The organism is Salipiger sp. PrR002 (genome assembly GCF_010500775.1).
Taxonomy (GTDB): domain Bacteria; phylum Pseudomonadota; class Alphaproteobacteria; order Rhodobacterales; family Rhodobacteraceae; genus Salipiger.
On sequence record NZ_JAAGOU010000008.1, the window covers coordinates 143931 to 160083 of the forward strand.

Sequence of the window (16153 nt, forward strand, 5' to 3'; positions counted from 1 at the left end):
CACACCCCCGCGCCCCCGTGGGATATTTTTGCCAAGAGGAAGGGGCGGCTCAGGCGCGCAGGCTTTGAGCCACGCCTTCGAGCAGGCCGAGGCATTGCGCCAACTGGCCGCGGGTGACGAACTCGTCGGGCTTATGCGCCTGTGCGATCTCGCCGGGGCCGCAGACCACCACCGACATGCCCATCTGCTGAAAGAGCCCCGCCTCGGTGCCGAAGGGCACGACGTCGGCGGAATTGCTGCCGGTGAGGCGGGCGATGAGATCGCGCGCCTCATTGTCGGGCAGGGGCATCAGGCCCACCACCTCGCCGATCACCTCGGTGGTGATCTCGGCGTTCGGGTGCACGGCGCGCATCGCGGGCAGCAGTTCATTCTCGACGCAATGGGCGAGCGCCTCTTTGACGAATTCGGCGTCGCCGGGCTGCACCGGGCGCATCTCCCAGTCGATCTCGGCCTTGCCGGGGATGACGTTATGCGCGGCGCCGCCCGCGAGACGCCCGACGTTCACGGTGGTCCACGGCGGATCAAAGCGGCTGCCCTGCGGCGCGCGCACCTTCAGTGCCTCGGCCAGTTCCATCAGCCGGTTGGTGTAGCGCAGCGCGTAAAGCACCGCGTTGACGCCCCGATCCGGCGCCGAGCCATGGCCCTCGAGCCCGTGGAACCGGGTGGTGTATTCGCAGCAGCCCTTGTGACCCTCGATCAGCCGCATCCCCGTGGGCTCGCCAATGATGGCCATGCGCGGGGCATATCCGAGGCGCTGCAACTCGGGCACCAGCGCGCGAGCACCGAGGCAGCCGACCTCTTCGTCATGGGTGAAGCACAGGTGCAGCGGGCGCTTGAGCTGCATCTTCGAGACCGGTTCGGCCAGCGCCAGCGCGGCGGCGATGAAGCCCTTCATGTCGCAGGTGCCGCGGCCATAGAGGTGATCCTGCCGCTCGACGAGGGTGAAAGGATCGCTGGCCCAGTCCTGATCGGTCACCGGCACCACATCGGAATGGCCCGACAGAACCACGCCGCCCGGCACGTCGGGGCCGATGGTGGCGAAGAGATTGGCCTTGCCGCCGCCGGGGTCGCGGAAGATCTCGACCTTTGCGCCAAGATGTTCGAGGAAATCGGCCATCATGGTGATCATCGCCAGATTGCTCTCGCTCGACACGGTCGGGCAGGCGATCAGATGCGACAGATGCTCTTCGGTGGCGGCCAGCAGGCTGGCGGTGTCGCTGATCTGAGGCTCGGACGGGCGCAGGAACATGCGGCGGGGTCCTTCTTGCTGGGCTTTGGCTTGCTGGGCGCGGCGCGCGTCCGTCATTGATGCCGCGCAATGGGCCCGGATGAAAGGGGGGCGGCGGGCTGAAAAGCGCCTCTGGCGTCGCGGTTCATGGCAGAGCGGCGCCGGATCTTCATCGCTCGCGGGTTTCGGCGGGGAATTCGGCGCTGCTGCCTCGGAATTGAGCGTTCGCGAGAGTCTTGAGCCGCGTCTCGGGCGATTCTGCGCGCAAAATTGGCGATTTCGCCGGAACAGGCGGCAGATTTACGCAGCGAAATGCTCGGTCGATCGACCTGCCAGCCGTTTCGTGATGGCGAATTTGTACCGTGAAGCGCCGCATTTCTGCCCGGACGTCCCGCGTCCCCGCGAATCTCTTGGTGAAATTCTCAACACGGTTGCAACGCGAGGCCCGACGCGGTTTTATCTTGCGCAAGACAGCGGAGAAAAATCCGCGGAACACACAACGGGGAGCCGGATTTGCCAGATACCGGAGCAAGCGACGCATTTGTCGCCTTCGAGCGCGTGCAGAAAAGCTATGATGGCGAGACACTTGTCGTCAAAGACCTGAACTTGAGCCTGCCTAAGGGCGAGTTCCTGACCATGCTGGGGCCGTCGGGCTCGGGCAAGACAACCTGCCTGATGATGCTGGCGGGTTTCGAGACAGCCACCCACGGCGAGATCAAGCTGGATGGCGTGTCGATCAACAACATCCCGCCGCACAAGCGCGGCATTGGGATGGTCTTCCAGAACTACGCTCTGTTCCCGCATATGACCGTCGCCGAGAACCTCAGCTTCCCGCTCGAGGTGCGCAAGATGGGCAAGTCGGACCGCGAGGCGAAGGTCAAGCGGGCGCTCGACATGGTCGAGATGGGGGCCTTTGGGGGCCGCCGCCCGGCCCAGCTTTCGGGCGGTCAGCAGCAGCGGATCGCGCTGGCGCGCGCGCTGGTCTTCGAGCCCGAGCTGGTGCTGATGGACGAGCCGCTCGGCGCGCTCGACAAGCAGCTGCGCGAGAAGATGCAGTTCGAAATCACCGATCTGGCGCACCGCCTCGGGATCACCGTGGTCTATGTGACCCACGACCAGACCGAAGCGCTGACCATGTCGGACCGCGTCGCCGTGTTCAACGACGGGCGCATCCAGCAGCTTGCGCCGCCGGACCAGCTTTATGAGCAGCCCGAGAACAGCTTCGTGGCGCAGTTCATCGGCGAGAACAACACGCTCGAAGGCACTGTCGCCGAGATCAAGGGCGACCATTGCGTGGTCAAGCTCGACGGCGGCGAGGTGATCGACGCCAAGCCGGTCAATGTGACCAAAGTGGGCGAGCGCACCCGCGTGTCGATCCGCCCCGAGCGCGTCGAATACAACAAAGACCGTCTTCAGGAAGGCGCCCATACGCTCAAGGCCAAGGTGCTTGAGTTCATCTACATGGGCGACATCTTCCGCACCCGTCTGGAAGTGGCCGGCAACCGCGAGTTCGTCATCAAGACGCGCAACGCGCCGGACCAGGTGCGGCTGACGCCGGGCACCGAGATCGAGATCGGCTGGCTGCCCGAAGACTGCCGCGCGCTCGACGCCAACTGACGAGACTCTGCCCGCGCCGCCCCTCCGGGAGGGGCGGGCGGTGCGGACCGGAAAGGCTCTGGCGGGGTGCCCGTGCCGCAGAGCCGCAAGACAGAACGGGCATTTTAGGGAGTACCAGATGAAACTGACCAAGACCCTCCTGGCCACGACCGCGCTTACGGTTGCCGCTGGCGCCGTCTCCGCGCAGGACATGGCCAATGACATGACCCTCGTGTCGTGGGGCGGTGCCTATCAGACGAGCCAGATCAAGGCCTATGCCGACCCCTACAAAGAGATGCACCCCGAGGTGAACATCTCTTGGGATGAGAGCTCGGCTGAGGCGGTCGCAAAGCTGCGCGCCATGAACGAAGCTGGCAACATCACCTGGGACCTCGTCGACGTCGTGGCCGCAGACGCCATCCGTCTCTGCGACGAAGGCCTGGCGATGGAATACGACCCCGAAGATCTGCTCGCCGAAGGCGACGACGGCTCTTCGGCCGAGGATGACTTTGGCGACATGATCGTGTCGGATTGCTTCATCCCGCAGATCGTCTATTCGACCACCTTCGGCTACCGCACCGACATGGTTCCCGAAGGCACCGAGCCGCCGTCCGACATCTGCTCGATCTTCGATCTCGAAGCCTACCCGGGCAAGCGCTCGCTCGAGAAGCGTCCGATCAACAACATGGAATGGGCGCTCTACTGCGACGGCGTGGCCAAGGATGAGATCTACGACGTTCTGGCAACCCCGGAAGGTCAGGATCAGGCCCTCGCCAAGCTCGACACCATCAAGGAAGACGTGATCTGGTGGTCCGCCGGTTCCGACACCCCGCAGCTGCTGGCTGACGGCGAAGTCTTCATGGGCTCAACCTACAACGGCCGTCTCTTCTCGGTGATCGAGGAGCAGGACCAGCCGGTTGCCATGATGTGGGACATGCAGGTGTTCGACCTCGACGGCTGGATCATCCCCGAAGGTCTCGACGATGACGCTCTGGCGCGCGTGAAGGACTTCGTGATGTTCGCCACCGACACCCAGCGTCTGGCGGATCAGGCGGCCTACATCTCCTACGGTCCGGCGCGTCAGTCCTCGGCACCGCTGGTTGGTCAGCACGCCGACCTGGGCATCGACATGGCGCCGCACATGCCGACCGACCCGGAGAACGCCAAGAACACGCTGCTCTACAACTATGAGTTCTGGGCCGACTATCGCGACGACATCGACGCGAAGTTCCAGTCCTGGCTCGCGCAATAAGCGCAGTTGCATGAAGGAGAGGGGCCGCGCGGCCCCTCTCTGCCCAAAAATACATAAAATCAAAGAATAACAGACCCGCAGGGGGTAGGATGACAGCTTCGACCGACGTCCCGGAGAAAGAAGCCAACGGGCCCATGCTGGCCGCCGATGGCACGCCGCTGAAAAAGAGCCTGTCGCGGGCCTTGCGCGTGCAGAAGATGCGGGCGCTGGCGCTGATCGCGCCGCTGCTGATCTTCGTTCTGGTCACCTTCATCGCGCCGATCGGGGACATGCTGTTCCGCTCGGTCGAGAACCAGATCGTCTCGGACACCATGCCCAAGACGACGCAGGCGCTGGCCGACTGGGATGGCACCGGGCTGCCGTCCGATCAGGTCTTCGAAGACGCCTATTACGATCTTTTTGTCGCGGCGGAACGCAAGCTGCACACCCGTCTCGGCAGCCGGTTGAACTACGAGCAGACCGGCGCGTCCTCGTTGTTCCGCAAATCGGGCCGCGGGCTCGACGATATCGGCGAGGTCTATCAGGACCAGTTCAAAGACCTCGACAAGAACTGGGACGAGGCGCAGCCTTGGGCCGAAATGATGGGCTCGGACGACTGGCTGGAAAAGGAGGCCGCTTGGGAAAAGGGCGACCGCCTGCCGAAGTTCGCCCTGCGCGACGGCGTGGAAGATCTGCTGCCGCGCACCGCCGAGCAATATGAGATTTTCGCCAATTACACCCACCGCGAAGAGCGCAAGTCGCTGCTCAAGGAAGAGCCTTGGTCGGCGGTGCATACCGCGCTCTACCAAGACCTCGCGGCCAATGATTATTCGAGCTACAGCGGCCCCCATGCGGATATGCTGAAGGCCGCCGACCAGCTGGTCGCCAGCCCTGATTTCGAGACCGTCAGCTTCAAGGACGGCTTCGGCGAGATCGACAAGGATTGGCTGGAGCCGGAGATCTGGCGCACGCTGAAGCTCTACGCGCCGAAATACACCTCAGGGTACTTCCTCAATTCGGTGGATATGAAGCTGACGCCGGAGGGCGCCGAAGCCCGCCCCGATAACGAACGCATCTACCTGATGCTGTTCAAGCGCACGCTGTTCATGAGCATGGTCATCACCTGCAGCTGTATCCTGCTGGGCTACCCGGTGGCGTACATCCTGTCGAACCTGCCGGCGCGCAAGGCGAACCTGCTGATGATCCTCGTGCTGCTGCCGTTCTGGACCTCGCTGCTGGTACGGACCTCGGCGTGGAAGATCATGCTGCAGCAGCAGGGTGTCATCAACGACGTGCTGGTGTGGATCGGGCTGGTCTCGGATGACGGGCGCCTGACGATGATCAACAACCAGTTCGGCACGATCGTGGCGATGACGCACATCCTGCTGCCGTTCATGATCCTGCCGATGTACTCGGTGATGTCGACGATCCCGCATACCTATGTGCGCGCCTCGAAGTCGCTGGGTGCGACCGACTGGACGACGTTCTGGCGGGTCTACTTCCCGCAGTCGGTGCCGGGCATCGGCGCGGGTTCGATCCTCGTGTTCATCCTGTCGATCGGCTACTACATCACGCCCGAGATCGTCGGTGGTACCACCGGTACCTTCATCTCGAACCGGATCGCCTATCACATCTCGACCTCGCTGAACTGGGGCCTCGCGGCCGCGCTCGGCTCGATCCTGCTGGCGGTGGTTCTGATCCTCTACTGGGCCTACGACCGTATCGTCGGCATCGACAACGTGAAGCTGGGGTAACGACATGAGTGCTGTCATTCTCACACCTGCCGTCAAGAAACCCCTCAACTTCACCGTCCCGGTGGTTGCCGCCGCCGGGGCCTTGGCCGGGGTCTTCATCGGCGCGGCCAACGGCTCGGTGCTGCTGGGCATCATCATCGTCGCGCTGGTGATGGCCGGCGTCGCCTATCTGGCGCTGCAGGTGCTGCCCAAAGAGCAAGAGAAGCTGGTGCGCTGGGGGCTGATCATCGTGCTGGCCGTGCTCGGCTTCGTCACGGGGGGCGTCTCGGGCGCGCTGGTCGGCGCGCTCTTTGGCTGGTTCTTCGGATGGTTCATCTACTGGATCGGCTATGGCCGCTACCGCGTGCCGCTGGTGCCCTATCTGACCGCGAACCAAGTGCTTTGGCACTACAGCTTCCGGGTGATCTGCGGTGCGATCTTCGTGTTCCTGATCACGCCGATCCTCGTGATCATGCCGCTGTCGTTCAACTCGCAGGACTTCTTCACCTTCACGCCCGAGATGCTGCGCTTTGATCCGGCGGGCTACTCGCTGAAGCACTATCGCGACTTCTTCACCAACCCCGAGTGGACCAGTGCGGTGAAGAACTCGCTGATCATCGCGCCGCTGGCGACGATCATCTCGGTCAGCCTCGGCACGCTGGCGGCCATCGGCCTGTCGCAGAGCCATGTGCCCGGCAAGCGCGCGATCATGGCGATCCTGATCTCGCCGATGATCGTGCCGCTGATCATTTCGGCCACCGGCATGTATTTCTTCTACTCGAAGATCAACATCGTCGGCACGCTGACCGGTGTGGTGCTGGCGCATGCGGTGCTGGGCATTCCCTTTGTGATCATCACCGTCACCGCGACGCTTGTGGGCTTTGACCGCAGCCTCGTGCGGGCGGCGGCGAATATGGGGGCGAACCCGGTGACCACCTTCTTCAAGGTGCAGATGCCGCTGATCCTGCCCGGCGTGATCTCGGGCGGGCTCTTTGCCTTCATCACCTCTTTTGACGAGGTTGTGGTGGTGCTGTTCATCGGCTCGGCCGAATTGCAGACCCTGCCATGGCAGATGTTCACCGGCCTGCGTGAGCAGCTGTCGCCGACCATCCTCGCGGCTGCGACGGTCTTGGTGTCGATCTCGATCCTGCTTCTGGCGACGGTCGAGATGCTGCGCCGCCGGTCCGAGCGCCTGCGCGGCATGTCGCCGGGCTGAGGCATCACGCAGAGACAGACCTTCGAAGAGCCGCGGAATTCCGCGGCTCTTCATCATTCGGAAACCCCGCATCGGTCATGCTGCGCAGAACGGTCGCTGTCCAACTCGCGTGGTTCCCATGTCCCAGCACGATTCCCAGCTCATCGCGCAGACGCGCAACAGCAATGTCGGCGAGGTGCCGTTCGAGCTGAAGGACCTGTTCTTTTCTCGCACCGACGGGCGCGGGGTGATCATCCACGGCAACAGCGTCTTCCGCAAAATCTCGGGCTACATGTGGGAGGAGTTGAAGGGCGCCCCGCATAAGGTGGTGCGCCATCCCGACATGCCCAAAGGCGTGTTCCAGCTCTATTGGGATAAGCTGAAGGCCGGGGATTACGTCGCCGCCTACGTCAAGAACAAGGCCAAGGACGGGCGCTATTACTGGGTGCTCGCCGTCGCCTGGCCGATCGAGGGCGGCTATATCTCGGTGCGGGTGAAGCCCTGCTGCGGTCTGCTCGAGAAGGTGAAAGAGATTTACGCAAAGCTGCGCGAGGGCGAGACCGAACAGGGCGTTAGCCCCGTGCGCAGCATGGAGCAGCTGATCACCCTGCTGGCCGAGGAAGGCTATACCTCCTACGAAGGTTTCATGACCGCCGCGCTGGCGCAGGAGCTTGAAGAGCGTTCGCGGCGCATGGGCGTGAAGCTGGGCCAGCGCCAGCAGCGCTTCATGACGATGGCCAAAACGATCCTGCAAATCCGCGAGGAAACCGACCGGATGACCGAGATCATCAAGGCGATCCGCACGGTGCCCATGAACATGCGTATCCTCGCCTCGCGGCTCGAGAACGCCGGTGGGCCGATCAGCGCGATCTCGGTGAACTACGGCTCGATGCTCGATGAGATGGCGGCTTGGGTGCGCGCCTTCGTCGAAGGGGAGGACAGCACCTACATGCGGATGCTGACCACAATCCAGCAGGGGCAGTTCCTCGTCTACGCAGGCAGCTTGCAGGCGGAAATGTCGGCGATCTTCCAAGAGGATGTGCGCCATGCCGCCGCCAAGGAGGATGTGCTTCGCGATAAAGAGACGCTCATCGCCGAAGAGATCGCCTTCCAGAAGGCGGCCATCGACGCGCTGAAAGTCGTCGAGATCGAAGCGACGCGCCTAGGCCGTTCGGTACTCGACATGAAGCGCTACGTCACGGGCCTCAGTTCCACCCGCATGATGTGCAAGATCGAAAGCGCGGCACTCTCCGGCACGGGCGACTCGCTGGCGGGGATCGTCGATCAGCTAGATGCCGGGCAGGACGAGATCGAGGCGCGGCTGGCACGGATTGTCGAGCTGAACACCGTGATCCAGTCCAACACCGCCATGCTGCGCGCGATGAGTTGAGAGGCTAGATGAGTTGAGACACTAAGGGTTGAGACACTAAGGGTTGATACAGGAACAGTTCATACAGGAAGGGTTGAGACACAAACGGCCCGCGCGATGCGCGGGCCGTGGTCGGGATGCGAAACCCGGGGTGGGGCGCAGGGCCCCAGCTGGATCGCTCAGGAGCGGACCAGCTTTTCGTAGGTCTCGGCGATGTCGCGGGTCAGCGCGCCAACCTCAAAGGTGTAGTCGCCGATCTGCCCAACCGGGGTGACCTCTGCGGCGGTGCCGGTCAGCCAGCACTGCTCGAAGCCTTCCATTTCTTCGGGCATGATGTGGCGTTCGTGCACGGTGATGCCCTTTTCCTTCAGCAGTTTGATCACCGTCTGGCGGGTCAGGCCGTTGAGGAAGCAGTCGGGCAGCGGCGTGTGCACTTCGCCGTCCTTGACGAAGAAAATATTGGCACCGGTCGCTTCGGCCACATACCCGCGGTAGTCCATGAACAGCGCGTCCGAGCAGCCCTTGGCCTCAGCCGCATGCTTGGAGGTGGTGCAGATCATGTAGAGGCCCGCGGCTTTGGCGTGGACCGGGATGGTCTCGGGGCTCGGACGCTTCCATTTCGCGATGTCGAGCTTGGCGCCCTTCATCTTCGCGTCGCCATAGTAGTTGCCCCAGGCCCAGGCCGCGATGGCCAGCCGCACCGGGTTGCGTGCCGAGGCGACACCCATGTCTTGGCCCGCACCGCGCCACGCGACGGCGCGCACATAGGCGTCGGTGAAACCATTGGCCTTCAGCACGGCATCCTTGGCGGCATCGATCTCTTCGGCGGTGTAGGGGATTTCCATATCCAGCTCACCGGCGGAGAAATGCAGGCGCTTCGAGTGCTCGTGGCCGAGGAAGATCTTGCCATTGTAGGCGCGCTCCCCTTCGAACACCGAGCTTGCATAATGCAGCGCGTGGGTCAGGACATGTACCTGAGCATCCCGCCAGTCCAGCATCTGGCCATCCATCCAGATCTTGCCGTCGCGATCGTCGAAAGCTCCGTCCATGGGTCATCTCCTTCAATTGGGCGCTTTGCATAAATTGCGTTTATTACGTCCGATCCGGGCATAAAGTTGCGCAAAAACTGCGACTCGCTAACAGTTCGCTATTGGAATGTCAACAACGCTGACTTAAAGTGCAGAAAACGAACTTTTGGGGGAGCGATGGCAGACGCGACGGCAAGTCAGGTTCAGGGCGGAGAATCCCTGCTCTATCTGACGGATGAGCAGCTCAGGCAGGGGATCGAGGCGATGTTCTTCGCCTATCGCGGGTTCACCGCCGATCCGGACCGCATTCTGCAAACGCTGAGCTACGGCCGCGCGCATCATCGCGCCATCCATTTCATTCATTGCGCGCCGGGCACCACGGTCAACAATCTTCTGGCCATTCTGGGGGTAACCAAACAGTCGCTGAACCGGGTGCTGCGGACCTTGGTCGAGGACGGTTTGGTGGAAAGCCGCGTTGGCCGCGCCGACAAACGCGAGCGGCACCTCTATCTGACCGAAGCCGGCGACGCGCTGGAAAAGCAGCTTTCCGACGCGCAGCGCGCGCGGATGCGCGCCGCTTACCGGCAGGTCGGCCCCGAGGCGGTGGCGGGCTTCAAGCAGGTGCTCGAGGCGATGATGGACCCCGAGATGCAGCGCCAGTACCAGAAGCTGCGGGAGAACCGCGGATGAGTGATCCCGACGCACATCTGCTGATCGTCGATGACGATGAGCGGATCCGCAGCCTTTTGCAGAAGTTCCTGATCCGCAATGGCTTTCTCGTGAGTGCCGCACGCGACGCGGCGCATGCGCGGCGCATCATGGCCGGGCTCGATTTCGATCTCATCGTGCTGGATGTGATGATGCCGGGCGAGGATGGCATCAGTTTCACCCGTGCGATCCGCGCCGAGCGGCAGACGCCGGTGCTGCTGCTGACGGCGCGCGGCGAGACCGAGGACCGCATTGCCGGGCTCGAGGCCGGGGCGGACGATTACCTTGCCAAGCCCTTCGAGCCGAAGGAGCTTTTGCTGCGGATCAACGCCATCCTGCGGCGGATGCCGGAAACCATCGTGACCGATGCGGCTCAGCCCAAGCTGCTGACGCTCGGCCCCATCCGCTACGATATCGAGCGGGGCGAGATGTGGCGCGGTGACGATCTGGTGCGGCTGACCGCAACGGAAAGCCAGCTCATGCGCATCTTCTCGGCCAAGCCGGGGGAGGCGCTGAGCCGCACGAAACTGGTCGAGGAGCTGGGCCGCGACAAAGGGCAGGCGCAGGAACGCGCGGTGGATGTGCAAATCACCCGTCTGCGCCGCAAGATCGAAAGCGATCCGAAACAGCCGCGCTACCTGCAGACGGTGCGCGGCGCGGGCTACATGCTGGCACCGGACTGACGCCCCCTCCCTTGTACTAGTCCTCTTCCCTAGGCCCCCTTGTTCTAACTGGGGAATCGCGGTCTCCTGCGGTGAATTTGCAACCGGAGGAGGACTGCGATGGGCACCGCACTGATCACTCATGCCGACTGTCTTGACCACCTGACGCCAGAGGGCCACCCCGAACAGGTGGCCCGGCTCGATCACGTCCTGCACGGGCTGCAAGGGCTCGACCTGCTGCGCCTTGCCGCGCCGCGCTGCGAGGATCGCGACATCCTGCGCGCCCATCCTCAGCGCTACCTCGACCGTCTGGTCGCGGAGGTGCCGGGCAGTGGCCTGCACAGGCTCGACGAGGATACATGGCTCTCGCCACGTTCGATGGAGGCGGCGCGCCGCGCGGTCGGCGCCGCCGTGCGCGCGGTGGATGCGGTGATGGCGGGCGAGGCGCGCAATGCCTTCTGTGCCACCCGCCCGCCGGGGCACCATGCCGAGGCCGAGACGCCCATGGGCTTTTGTCTCTTCGGCAACGCCGCCATCGCCGCCAAACACGCGCTCGACCGGCATGGTCTCGATCGCGTGGCGGTGGTGGATTTCGACGTGCACCATGGCAATGGCACGCAGGCGTTGCTTTGGGATGAGCCGCGCGCGCTGCTGATCAGCTCGCAGCAATATCCGCTCTGGCCCGGCACCGGGGCCGCCGCCGAGCGCGGCGGTCACGACAATGTGCTCAACATCCCGCTGCCGCCGGGCAGCGGCGGGGCCGAGATGCGCGCCGCTTACGCCGAACAGGCCCTCCCTCGGCTCGCGGCCTTCGAGCCGGAGCTGATCATCATCTCCGCGGGGTTCGATGCCCATGCCGATGATCCGCTGGCCGAGCTGAACTGGACCGAACAAGACTTTCGCTGGATCACACAGCAGCTGTGCCGCGCCGCGCAGGGCAGCGCGCGGGGGCGGGTGGTCTCGGTTCTCGAAGGTGGCTATGATCTGCGCGCGCTCGCGGACTCGGCCCGGGCGCATGTACAAGAATTGATCGAGGCAGGCAGATGAGTGAGACCCCCGTCGCGGAGATGAGCTTTGAACAGGCAATGGGCGAGCTCGAGCAGGTGGTGACCCAGCTCGAGCGCGGCGAGGTGCCGCTGGAGGAGTCGATCACGCTCTACCAGCGCGGCAGCGAGCTGCGGAAACATTGCGAGGAAAAGCTCAAGGCGGCCGAGGAAAAGGTTGCCGCGATCACCCTCGACGCGAATGGCGAGCCTGCGGGCACCAAGCCTGTCGAAGGGCTCTGAGCCTCGATGTTTGCCGAATCCCTAGTCAGCGCCGCGGCGTCGGTCGCCGCGCATCTCGAGGCCGTTCTCGACGAGCATGACGCGCTGCCGGTGGTCGAGGCCATGGGCTATGCCACCCGCGGCGGCAAGGCGCTGCGCGGCTATCTGGTGCTCGAGAGCGCGCGGCTGCATGGCGTGCCCGAAGGCCATGCGATCTGGCCCGCCTGCGCCATCGAGGCGGTGCATGCCTATTCGCTGGTGCATGACGATCTGCCCTGCATGGATGACGATGATCTGCGCCGCGGCCTGCCCACGGTGCATCGCAAATGGGATGAGGCCACCGCGGTTCTGGCTGGCGATGCGCTGCAATCTCTCGGCTTCGAGCTGGTCAGCGATCCGCGCTGCCATCCCTCGGGCGAGGTGCGCGCCGATCTCGCGCTGTCGCTGGCCCGCGCGGCGGGTGCGCGTGGCATGGTGAAAGGGCAGGCGCTCGACATGGCCGCCGAACGCACCGATGTGCCGCTCGATCTGGCGCAGATCACCGCGCTGCAGGCGGGCAAGACCGGGGCGCTGATCCGCTGGTCCGCCGAGGCAGGCGCGCGGCTGGCAGAGGTCGACCCGGCGCCGCTTTCGGCCTATGCCGACCGGCTCGGGCTGGCTTTCCAAATCGCCGATGACATTCTGGATGTCGAGGGCGATGCCGCGATGATGGGCAAGGCCGTCGGCAAGGACGCGGGTCGCGGCAAGGCCACTTTCGTGTCGCTGCTTGGGCTGGAGGCCGCCAAGCGCCGCGCGCAGGATCTGGTGGACGAGGCCTGTGACGCACTATCTCCCTATGCAGACCGGGCGGAAAACTTGCGGGCTGCAGCCCGCTTCGTTATCTCCCGCAGCAATTGACGCCAGAGGTGCACCCTATGTCCTCCCGCCCCGAAACGCCCGTTCTCGACCGCGTGGCGACTCCTGCCGATCTCAAGCGGCTTTCCGACGACGAGCTGCACCGGCTGGCGCATGAATTGCGCGCCGAGACCATTTCGGCTGTGTCCGAAACGGGCGGTCACCTTGGTGCGGGGCTGGGTGTGGTGGAACTGACCGTGGCGCTGCATGCGGTCTTTGACACGCCGCGCGACAAGCTGATCTGGGACGTCTCGCACCAGTGCTACCCGCATAAGATCCTCACCGGGCGTCGCGACCGCATCCGCACGCTGCGCATGAAGGAGGGTCTGTCGGGCTTCGCCAAACGCTCTGAGAGCCCCTATGATCCCTTCGGCGCGGGCCACAGCTCGACCTCGATCAGCGCCGCGCTTGGCTTTGCCATGGCGCGCGAACTGGGCGGTGCCTGCGAGACCGGCCTCGGCGATGCCATCGCGGTGATTGGCGATGGCTCGATGTCGGCGGGCATGGCCTATGAGGCGATGAACAACGCCGGGCATCTGGGCAAGCGGCTGATCGTCATCCTCAACGACAACGAGATGTCCATCGCGCCGCCCACCGGCGCCATGTCCTCCTATCTCAGCCGCCTCTACGCCGAGGCGCCGTTCCACGATCTCAAGGCCGCCGCCAAGGGCGCGGTGAGCCTGCTGCCGCCGCCGTTTCGGGAAGGGGCGAAACGCGCCAAGGAGATGCTCAAGAGCATGACCGTCGGCGGCACGCTGTTCGAAGAACTGGGCTTTTCCTATCTCGGCCCGATCGACGGCCACGACATGGACCAGCTGCTGCCGGTGCTGCGCGCGGTCAAGGCGCGTGCCGACGGGCCGATCCTGATCCATGTGCTCACCAAGAAGGGCAAGGGCTATGGCCCCGCCGAGCATTCCGCCGACCGCGGCCATGCCCGCGCCAAGTTCGACGTGGTCACCGGCGAGCAGAAAAAGGCGCCGTCCAACGCGCCCGCCTACACCAAGGTCTTCGCCAAGGAGCTGACGAGGCTCGCGGCGCAGGACCCCCGCGTCTGCGCGGTGACCGCCGCCATGCCCGATGGCACCGGCCTCGACCTGATGGCCGAGCGTTTCCCCGAGCGGGTGTTCGACGTGGGCATCGCCGAGCAGCATGGCGTCACCTTCGCCGCCGGCCTTGCCGCGGGCGGGATGAAGCCCTTCTGCGCCATGTATTCCACCTTCCTGCAGCGTGGCTACGATCAGGTGGTGCACGACGTGGCGATCCAGCGCCTGCCGGTGCGCTTTGCCATCGACCGTGCGGGCCTCGTGGGGGCCGATGGCGCCACCCATGCGGGGGCCTATGACATCGCGTTCATGGCCAATCTGCCGGGCATGGTGGTGATGGCCGCCGCCGATGAGGCGGAACTGGTGCATATGACCGCCACGGCTGCCGCGCATGACGAGGGCCCCATCGCCTTCCGCTACCCGCGCGGCGAAGGGGTTGGCGTCGAGATGCCCGAGACGCCCGAGATCCTTGCCATCGGCAAGGGCCGGATGATCCGCGAGGGCAAGACCGTGGCCATCCTCAGCTTCGGCACGCGCCTCGCCGAGGTGCTGAAGGCCTGCGAAAAGCTCGAAGCGCGCGGCATTTCGCCCACCGTCGCCGACGCCCGTTTCGCCAAGCCGCTCGACCGCGAGCTGATCCTGCAACTGGCGCAGGACCACGAGGCGCTGATCACCATCGAAGAGGGCGCCGTGGGCGGTTTCGGCAGCCATGTGGCGCAGCTTCTGTCGGACGAGGGGGTCTTTGACCACGGTCTGAAATTCCGCTCCATGGTGCTGCCCGACACGTTCATCGACCATTCGAGCCCGGCGGATATGTACGCCACGGCGGGCCTCAACGCCGAGCAGATCGAAGAAAAAGTCCTCACCACCCTCGGCGTCGATGTGCTGAACAAGCGCGCCTGACGCCGCAAAGGTCCTTCTTCTCTTTCAAAATACGCCGGGGGAGTCCGCGTCAGCGGACGGGGGCAGCGCCCCCCCAAACTCTGCAAGGGCCCGGCCACGCCTCGCATGTGCGGCGCGCACGCTCCCGTGTGTGCGCCGCCAAAGCCCTTGCCCCATGGCACCCGAGCCTTTATGGACCCGCCCACACCGGTCGCAGCCTACCCGGTCATCAAAACAAGGGTTCAAAAATGAAGACTATCGTTATCTGCTCCGGCGGGCTGGATTCCGTCTCGCTCGCCCATATGGTCGCAGCACAGCACGACCTTACCCGCCTTGTGTCCTTCGACTATGGCCAGCGCCATGCCAAGGAACTGGACTTCGCCAAGGCCGCTGCCGAGCGCCTTGGGGTGCCGTTCCACCGCATCGACATGCGCACCATCGGCGCCGCGCTCACCGGCTCTGCGCTGACCTCCGACATCGACGTGCCCGACGGGCATTACGCCGAAGAGACCATGCGCATCACCGTGGTCCCGAACCGCAACGCCATCATGCTGGCCATCGCCTTCGGCGTCGCGGCGGCCAATGGCGACGAGGCGGTCGCCACGGCTGTGCATGGCGGCGATCATTTCATCTATCCCGACTGCCGCCCCGGCTTCACCCGCGCCTTCGAGACCATGCAGCGCGCGGCGCTCGACGGCTACGCGGATGTGTCGCTCTACACGCCCTTCGTCGAGCGGACCAAGGCCGACATCGTCACCGAAGGCGCCAAGCACGGCACGCCCTTCGCGCAGACGTGGTCCTGCTACAAGGGTGGCGAGACCCATTGTGGGCGCTGCGGCACCTGCGTTGAGCGGCGCGAGGCCTTCCATCTGGCGGGCGTCACCGATCCCACAATCTACGCCGATCCGGACTTCTGGCAGCAGGCCATCGCAGCGCGGGAGGAGGCGTGATGTACCGCATCAGCAAGGAGTTTCACTTCTCCGCCTCGCACCAGTTGGTGCATCTGCCCGAAGATCATCAATGCGCCCGGATGCATGGGCACAATTACATCGTTGTGGTCGAACTGGCGGCGCGCGAGCTGAACGCCGACGGCTTTGTGCGCGACTATCACGAGCTGGCGCCGCTCAAGGCCTATATCGACGAAAGCTTCGATCACCGGCATCTCAACGATGTGCTGAACGTGGCCTCCACCGCCGAGAACCTCGCCCGGCATTTCTACGAGTGGTGCGCCGCGCGCTGGCCCGAGACCGCCTCGGTCAAGGTCAGCGAAACGCCGAAGACATGGGCCGAATACCGGCCCGCGCCGCTGGCGGCCTGAC

General features: G+C 64.5%; 15 protein-coding genes. 13 read left to right on the top strand and 2 right to left on the bottom strand.

The features are described 5' to 3' along the window. Window positions 1-49: 49 nt before the first annotated feature. Window positions 50-1249, bottom strand: a complete 1200-nt coding sequence (gene argE / locus G0A00_RS10780) for an acetylornithine deacetylase (RefSeq protein ID WP_164180995.1) — start codon at window positions 1247-1249, stop codon at window positions 50-52. A 492-nt stretch (window positions 1250-1741) separates the two neighbouring features. Here argE and G0A00_RS10785 point away from each other — a divergent pair, with 492 nt between their 5' ends. The 5 genes from G0A00_RS10785 (at window position 1742) to G0A00_RS10805 (ending at window position 8373) form a co-directional block, all read left to right on the top strand. Next, window positions 1742-2845 carry an ABC transporter ATP-binding protein gene (locus G0A00_RS10785; RefSeq protein ID WP_164180993.1) on the top strand — a complete coding sequence of 368 codons (1104 nt, stop codon included), beginning with the start codon at window positions 1742-1744 and terminating at the stop codon, window positions 2843-2845. Between the two features lie 118 nt (window positions 2846-2963). Further along, window positions 2964-4076: an extracellular solute-binding protein gene (locus G0A00_RS10790; protein ID WP_164180991.1), complete on the top strand. Its 1113-nt coding sequence runs from the start codon at window positions 2964-2966 to the stop codon at window positions 4074-4076. An 89-nt stretch (window positions 4077-4165) separates the two neighbouring features. Further along, entirely contained in the window at window positions 4166-5809 is a 1644-nt protein-coding gene (locus tag G0A00_RS10795) for an ABC transporter permease (RefSeq protein ID WP_164180989.1), read from the top strand. 4 nt (window positions 5810-5813) lie between these two features. Then, window positions 5814-7004 carry an ABC transporter permease gene (locus G0A00_RS10800; RefSeq protein ID WP_164180987.1) on the top strand — a complete coding sequence of 397 codons (1191 nt, stop codon included), beginning with the start codon at window positions 5814-5816 and terminating at the stop codon, window positions 7002-7004. 118 nt (window positions 7005-7122) lie between these two features. Further along, on the top strand, window positions 7123-8373 hold the full coding sequence (locus tag G0A00_RS10805; RefSeq protein ID WP_066101947.1) for a PAS domain-containing protein: 1251 nt from the start codon (window positions 7123-7125) through the stop codon (window positions 8371-8373). 158 nt (window positions 8374-8531) lie between these two features. On the opposite strand, the gene G0A00_RS10810 is transcribed toward G0A00_RS10805, so the two are convergent. Beyond that, window positions 8532-9401, bottom strand: a complete 870-nt coding sequence (locus G0A00_RS10810) for a branched-chain amino acid aminotransferase (protein ID WP_164180985.1) — start codon at window positions 9399-9401, stop codon at window positions 8532-8534. A gap of 156 nt (window positions 9402-9557) precedes the next feature. Between G0A00_RS10810 and G0A00_RS10815 the strand changes: the two genes are divergently transcribed. The 8 genes from G0A00_RS10815 to queD all read left to right on the top strand — a co-directional run bounded on the left by G0A00_RS10815 (window position 9558) and on the right by queD (window position 16152). Then, window positions 9558-10070 carry a MarR family winged helix-turn-helix transcriptional regulator gene (locus tag G0A00_RS10815; protein ID WP_066101940.1) on the top strand — a complete coding sequence of 171 codons (513 nt, stop codon included), beginning with the start codon at window positions 9558-9560 and terminating at the stop codon, window positions 10068-10070. Beyond that, complete coding sequence (locus G0A00_RS10820) at window positions 10067-10771, top strand: response regulator (RefSeq protein ID WP_066101937.1); 705 nt, start codon at window positions 10067-10069, stop codon at window positions 10769-10771. The genes G0A00_RS10815 and G0A00_RS10820 overlap by 4 nt, the downstream gene beginning before the upstream one ends. 99 nt (window positions 10772-10870) lie before the next feature. Next, the gene (locus tag G0A00_RS10825; RefSeq protein WP_164180982.1) at window positions 10871-11797 is read left to right on the top strand and encodes a histone deacetylase family protein; all 927 of its coding nucleotides are present in this window, start codon (window positions 10871-10873) and stop codon (window positions 11795-11797) included. Further along, complete coding sequence (locus G0A00_RS10830; protein ID WP_066101933.1) at window positions 11794-12036, top strand: exodeoxyribonuclease VII small subunit; 243 nt, start codon at window positions 11794-11796, stop codon at window positions 12034-12036. Before G0A00_RS10825 ends, G0A00_RS10830 begins: the two co-directional genes overlap by 4 nt. A 6-nt stretch (window positions 12037-12042) precedes the next feature. Beyond that, window positions 12043-12912 carry a polyprenyl synthetase family protein gene (locus G0A00_RS10835; RefSeq protein WP_164180980.1) on the top strand — a complete coding sequence of 290 codons (870 nt, stop codon included), beginning with the start codon at window positions 12043-12045 and terminating at the stop codon, window positions 12910-12912. A gap of 17 nt (window positions 12913-12929) precedes the next feature. Beyond that, a complete protein-coding gene (gene dxs / locus G0A00_RS10840) occupies window positions 12930-14855 on the top strand; it encodes a 1-deoxy-D-xylulose-5-phosphate synthase (RefSeq protein ID WP_164180978.1) in 1926 nt (641 codons plus the stop codon). Window positions 14856-15082: 227 nt separating this feature from the next. Then, the gene (gene queC, locus G0A00_RS10845) at window positions 15083-15784 is read left to right on the top strand and encodes a 7-cyano-7-deazaguanine synthase QueC (RefSeq protein ID WP_164180976.1); all 702 of its coding nucleotides are present in this window, start codon (window positions 15083-15085) and stop codon (window positions 15782-15784) included. Further along, window positions 15784-16152, top strand: coding sequence for a 6-carboxytetrahydropterin synthase QueD (gene queD / locus G0A00_RS10850; protein ID WP_164180974.1), 369 nt, complete (start codon window positions 15784-15786; stop codon window positions 16150-16152). Before queC ends, queD begins: the two co-directional genes overlap by 1 nt. Window position 16153: the final 1 nt, after the last annotated feature.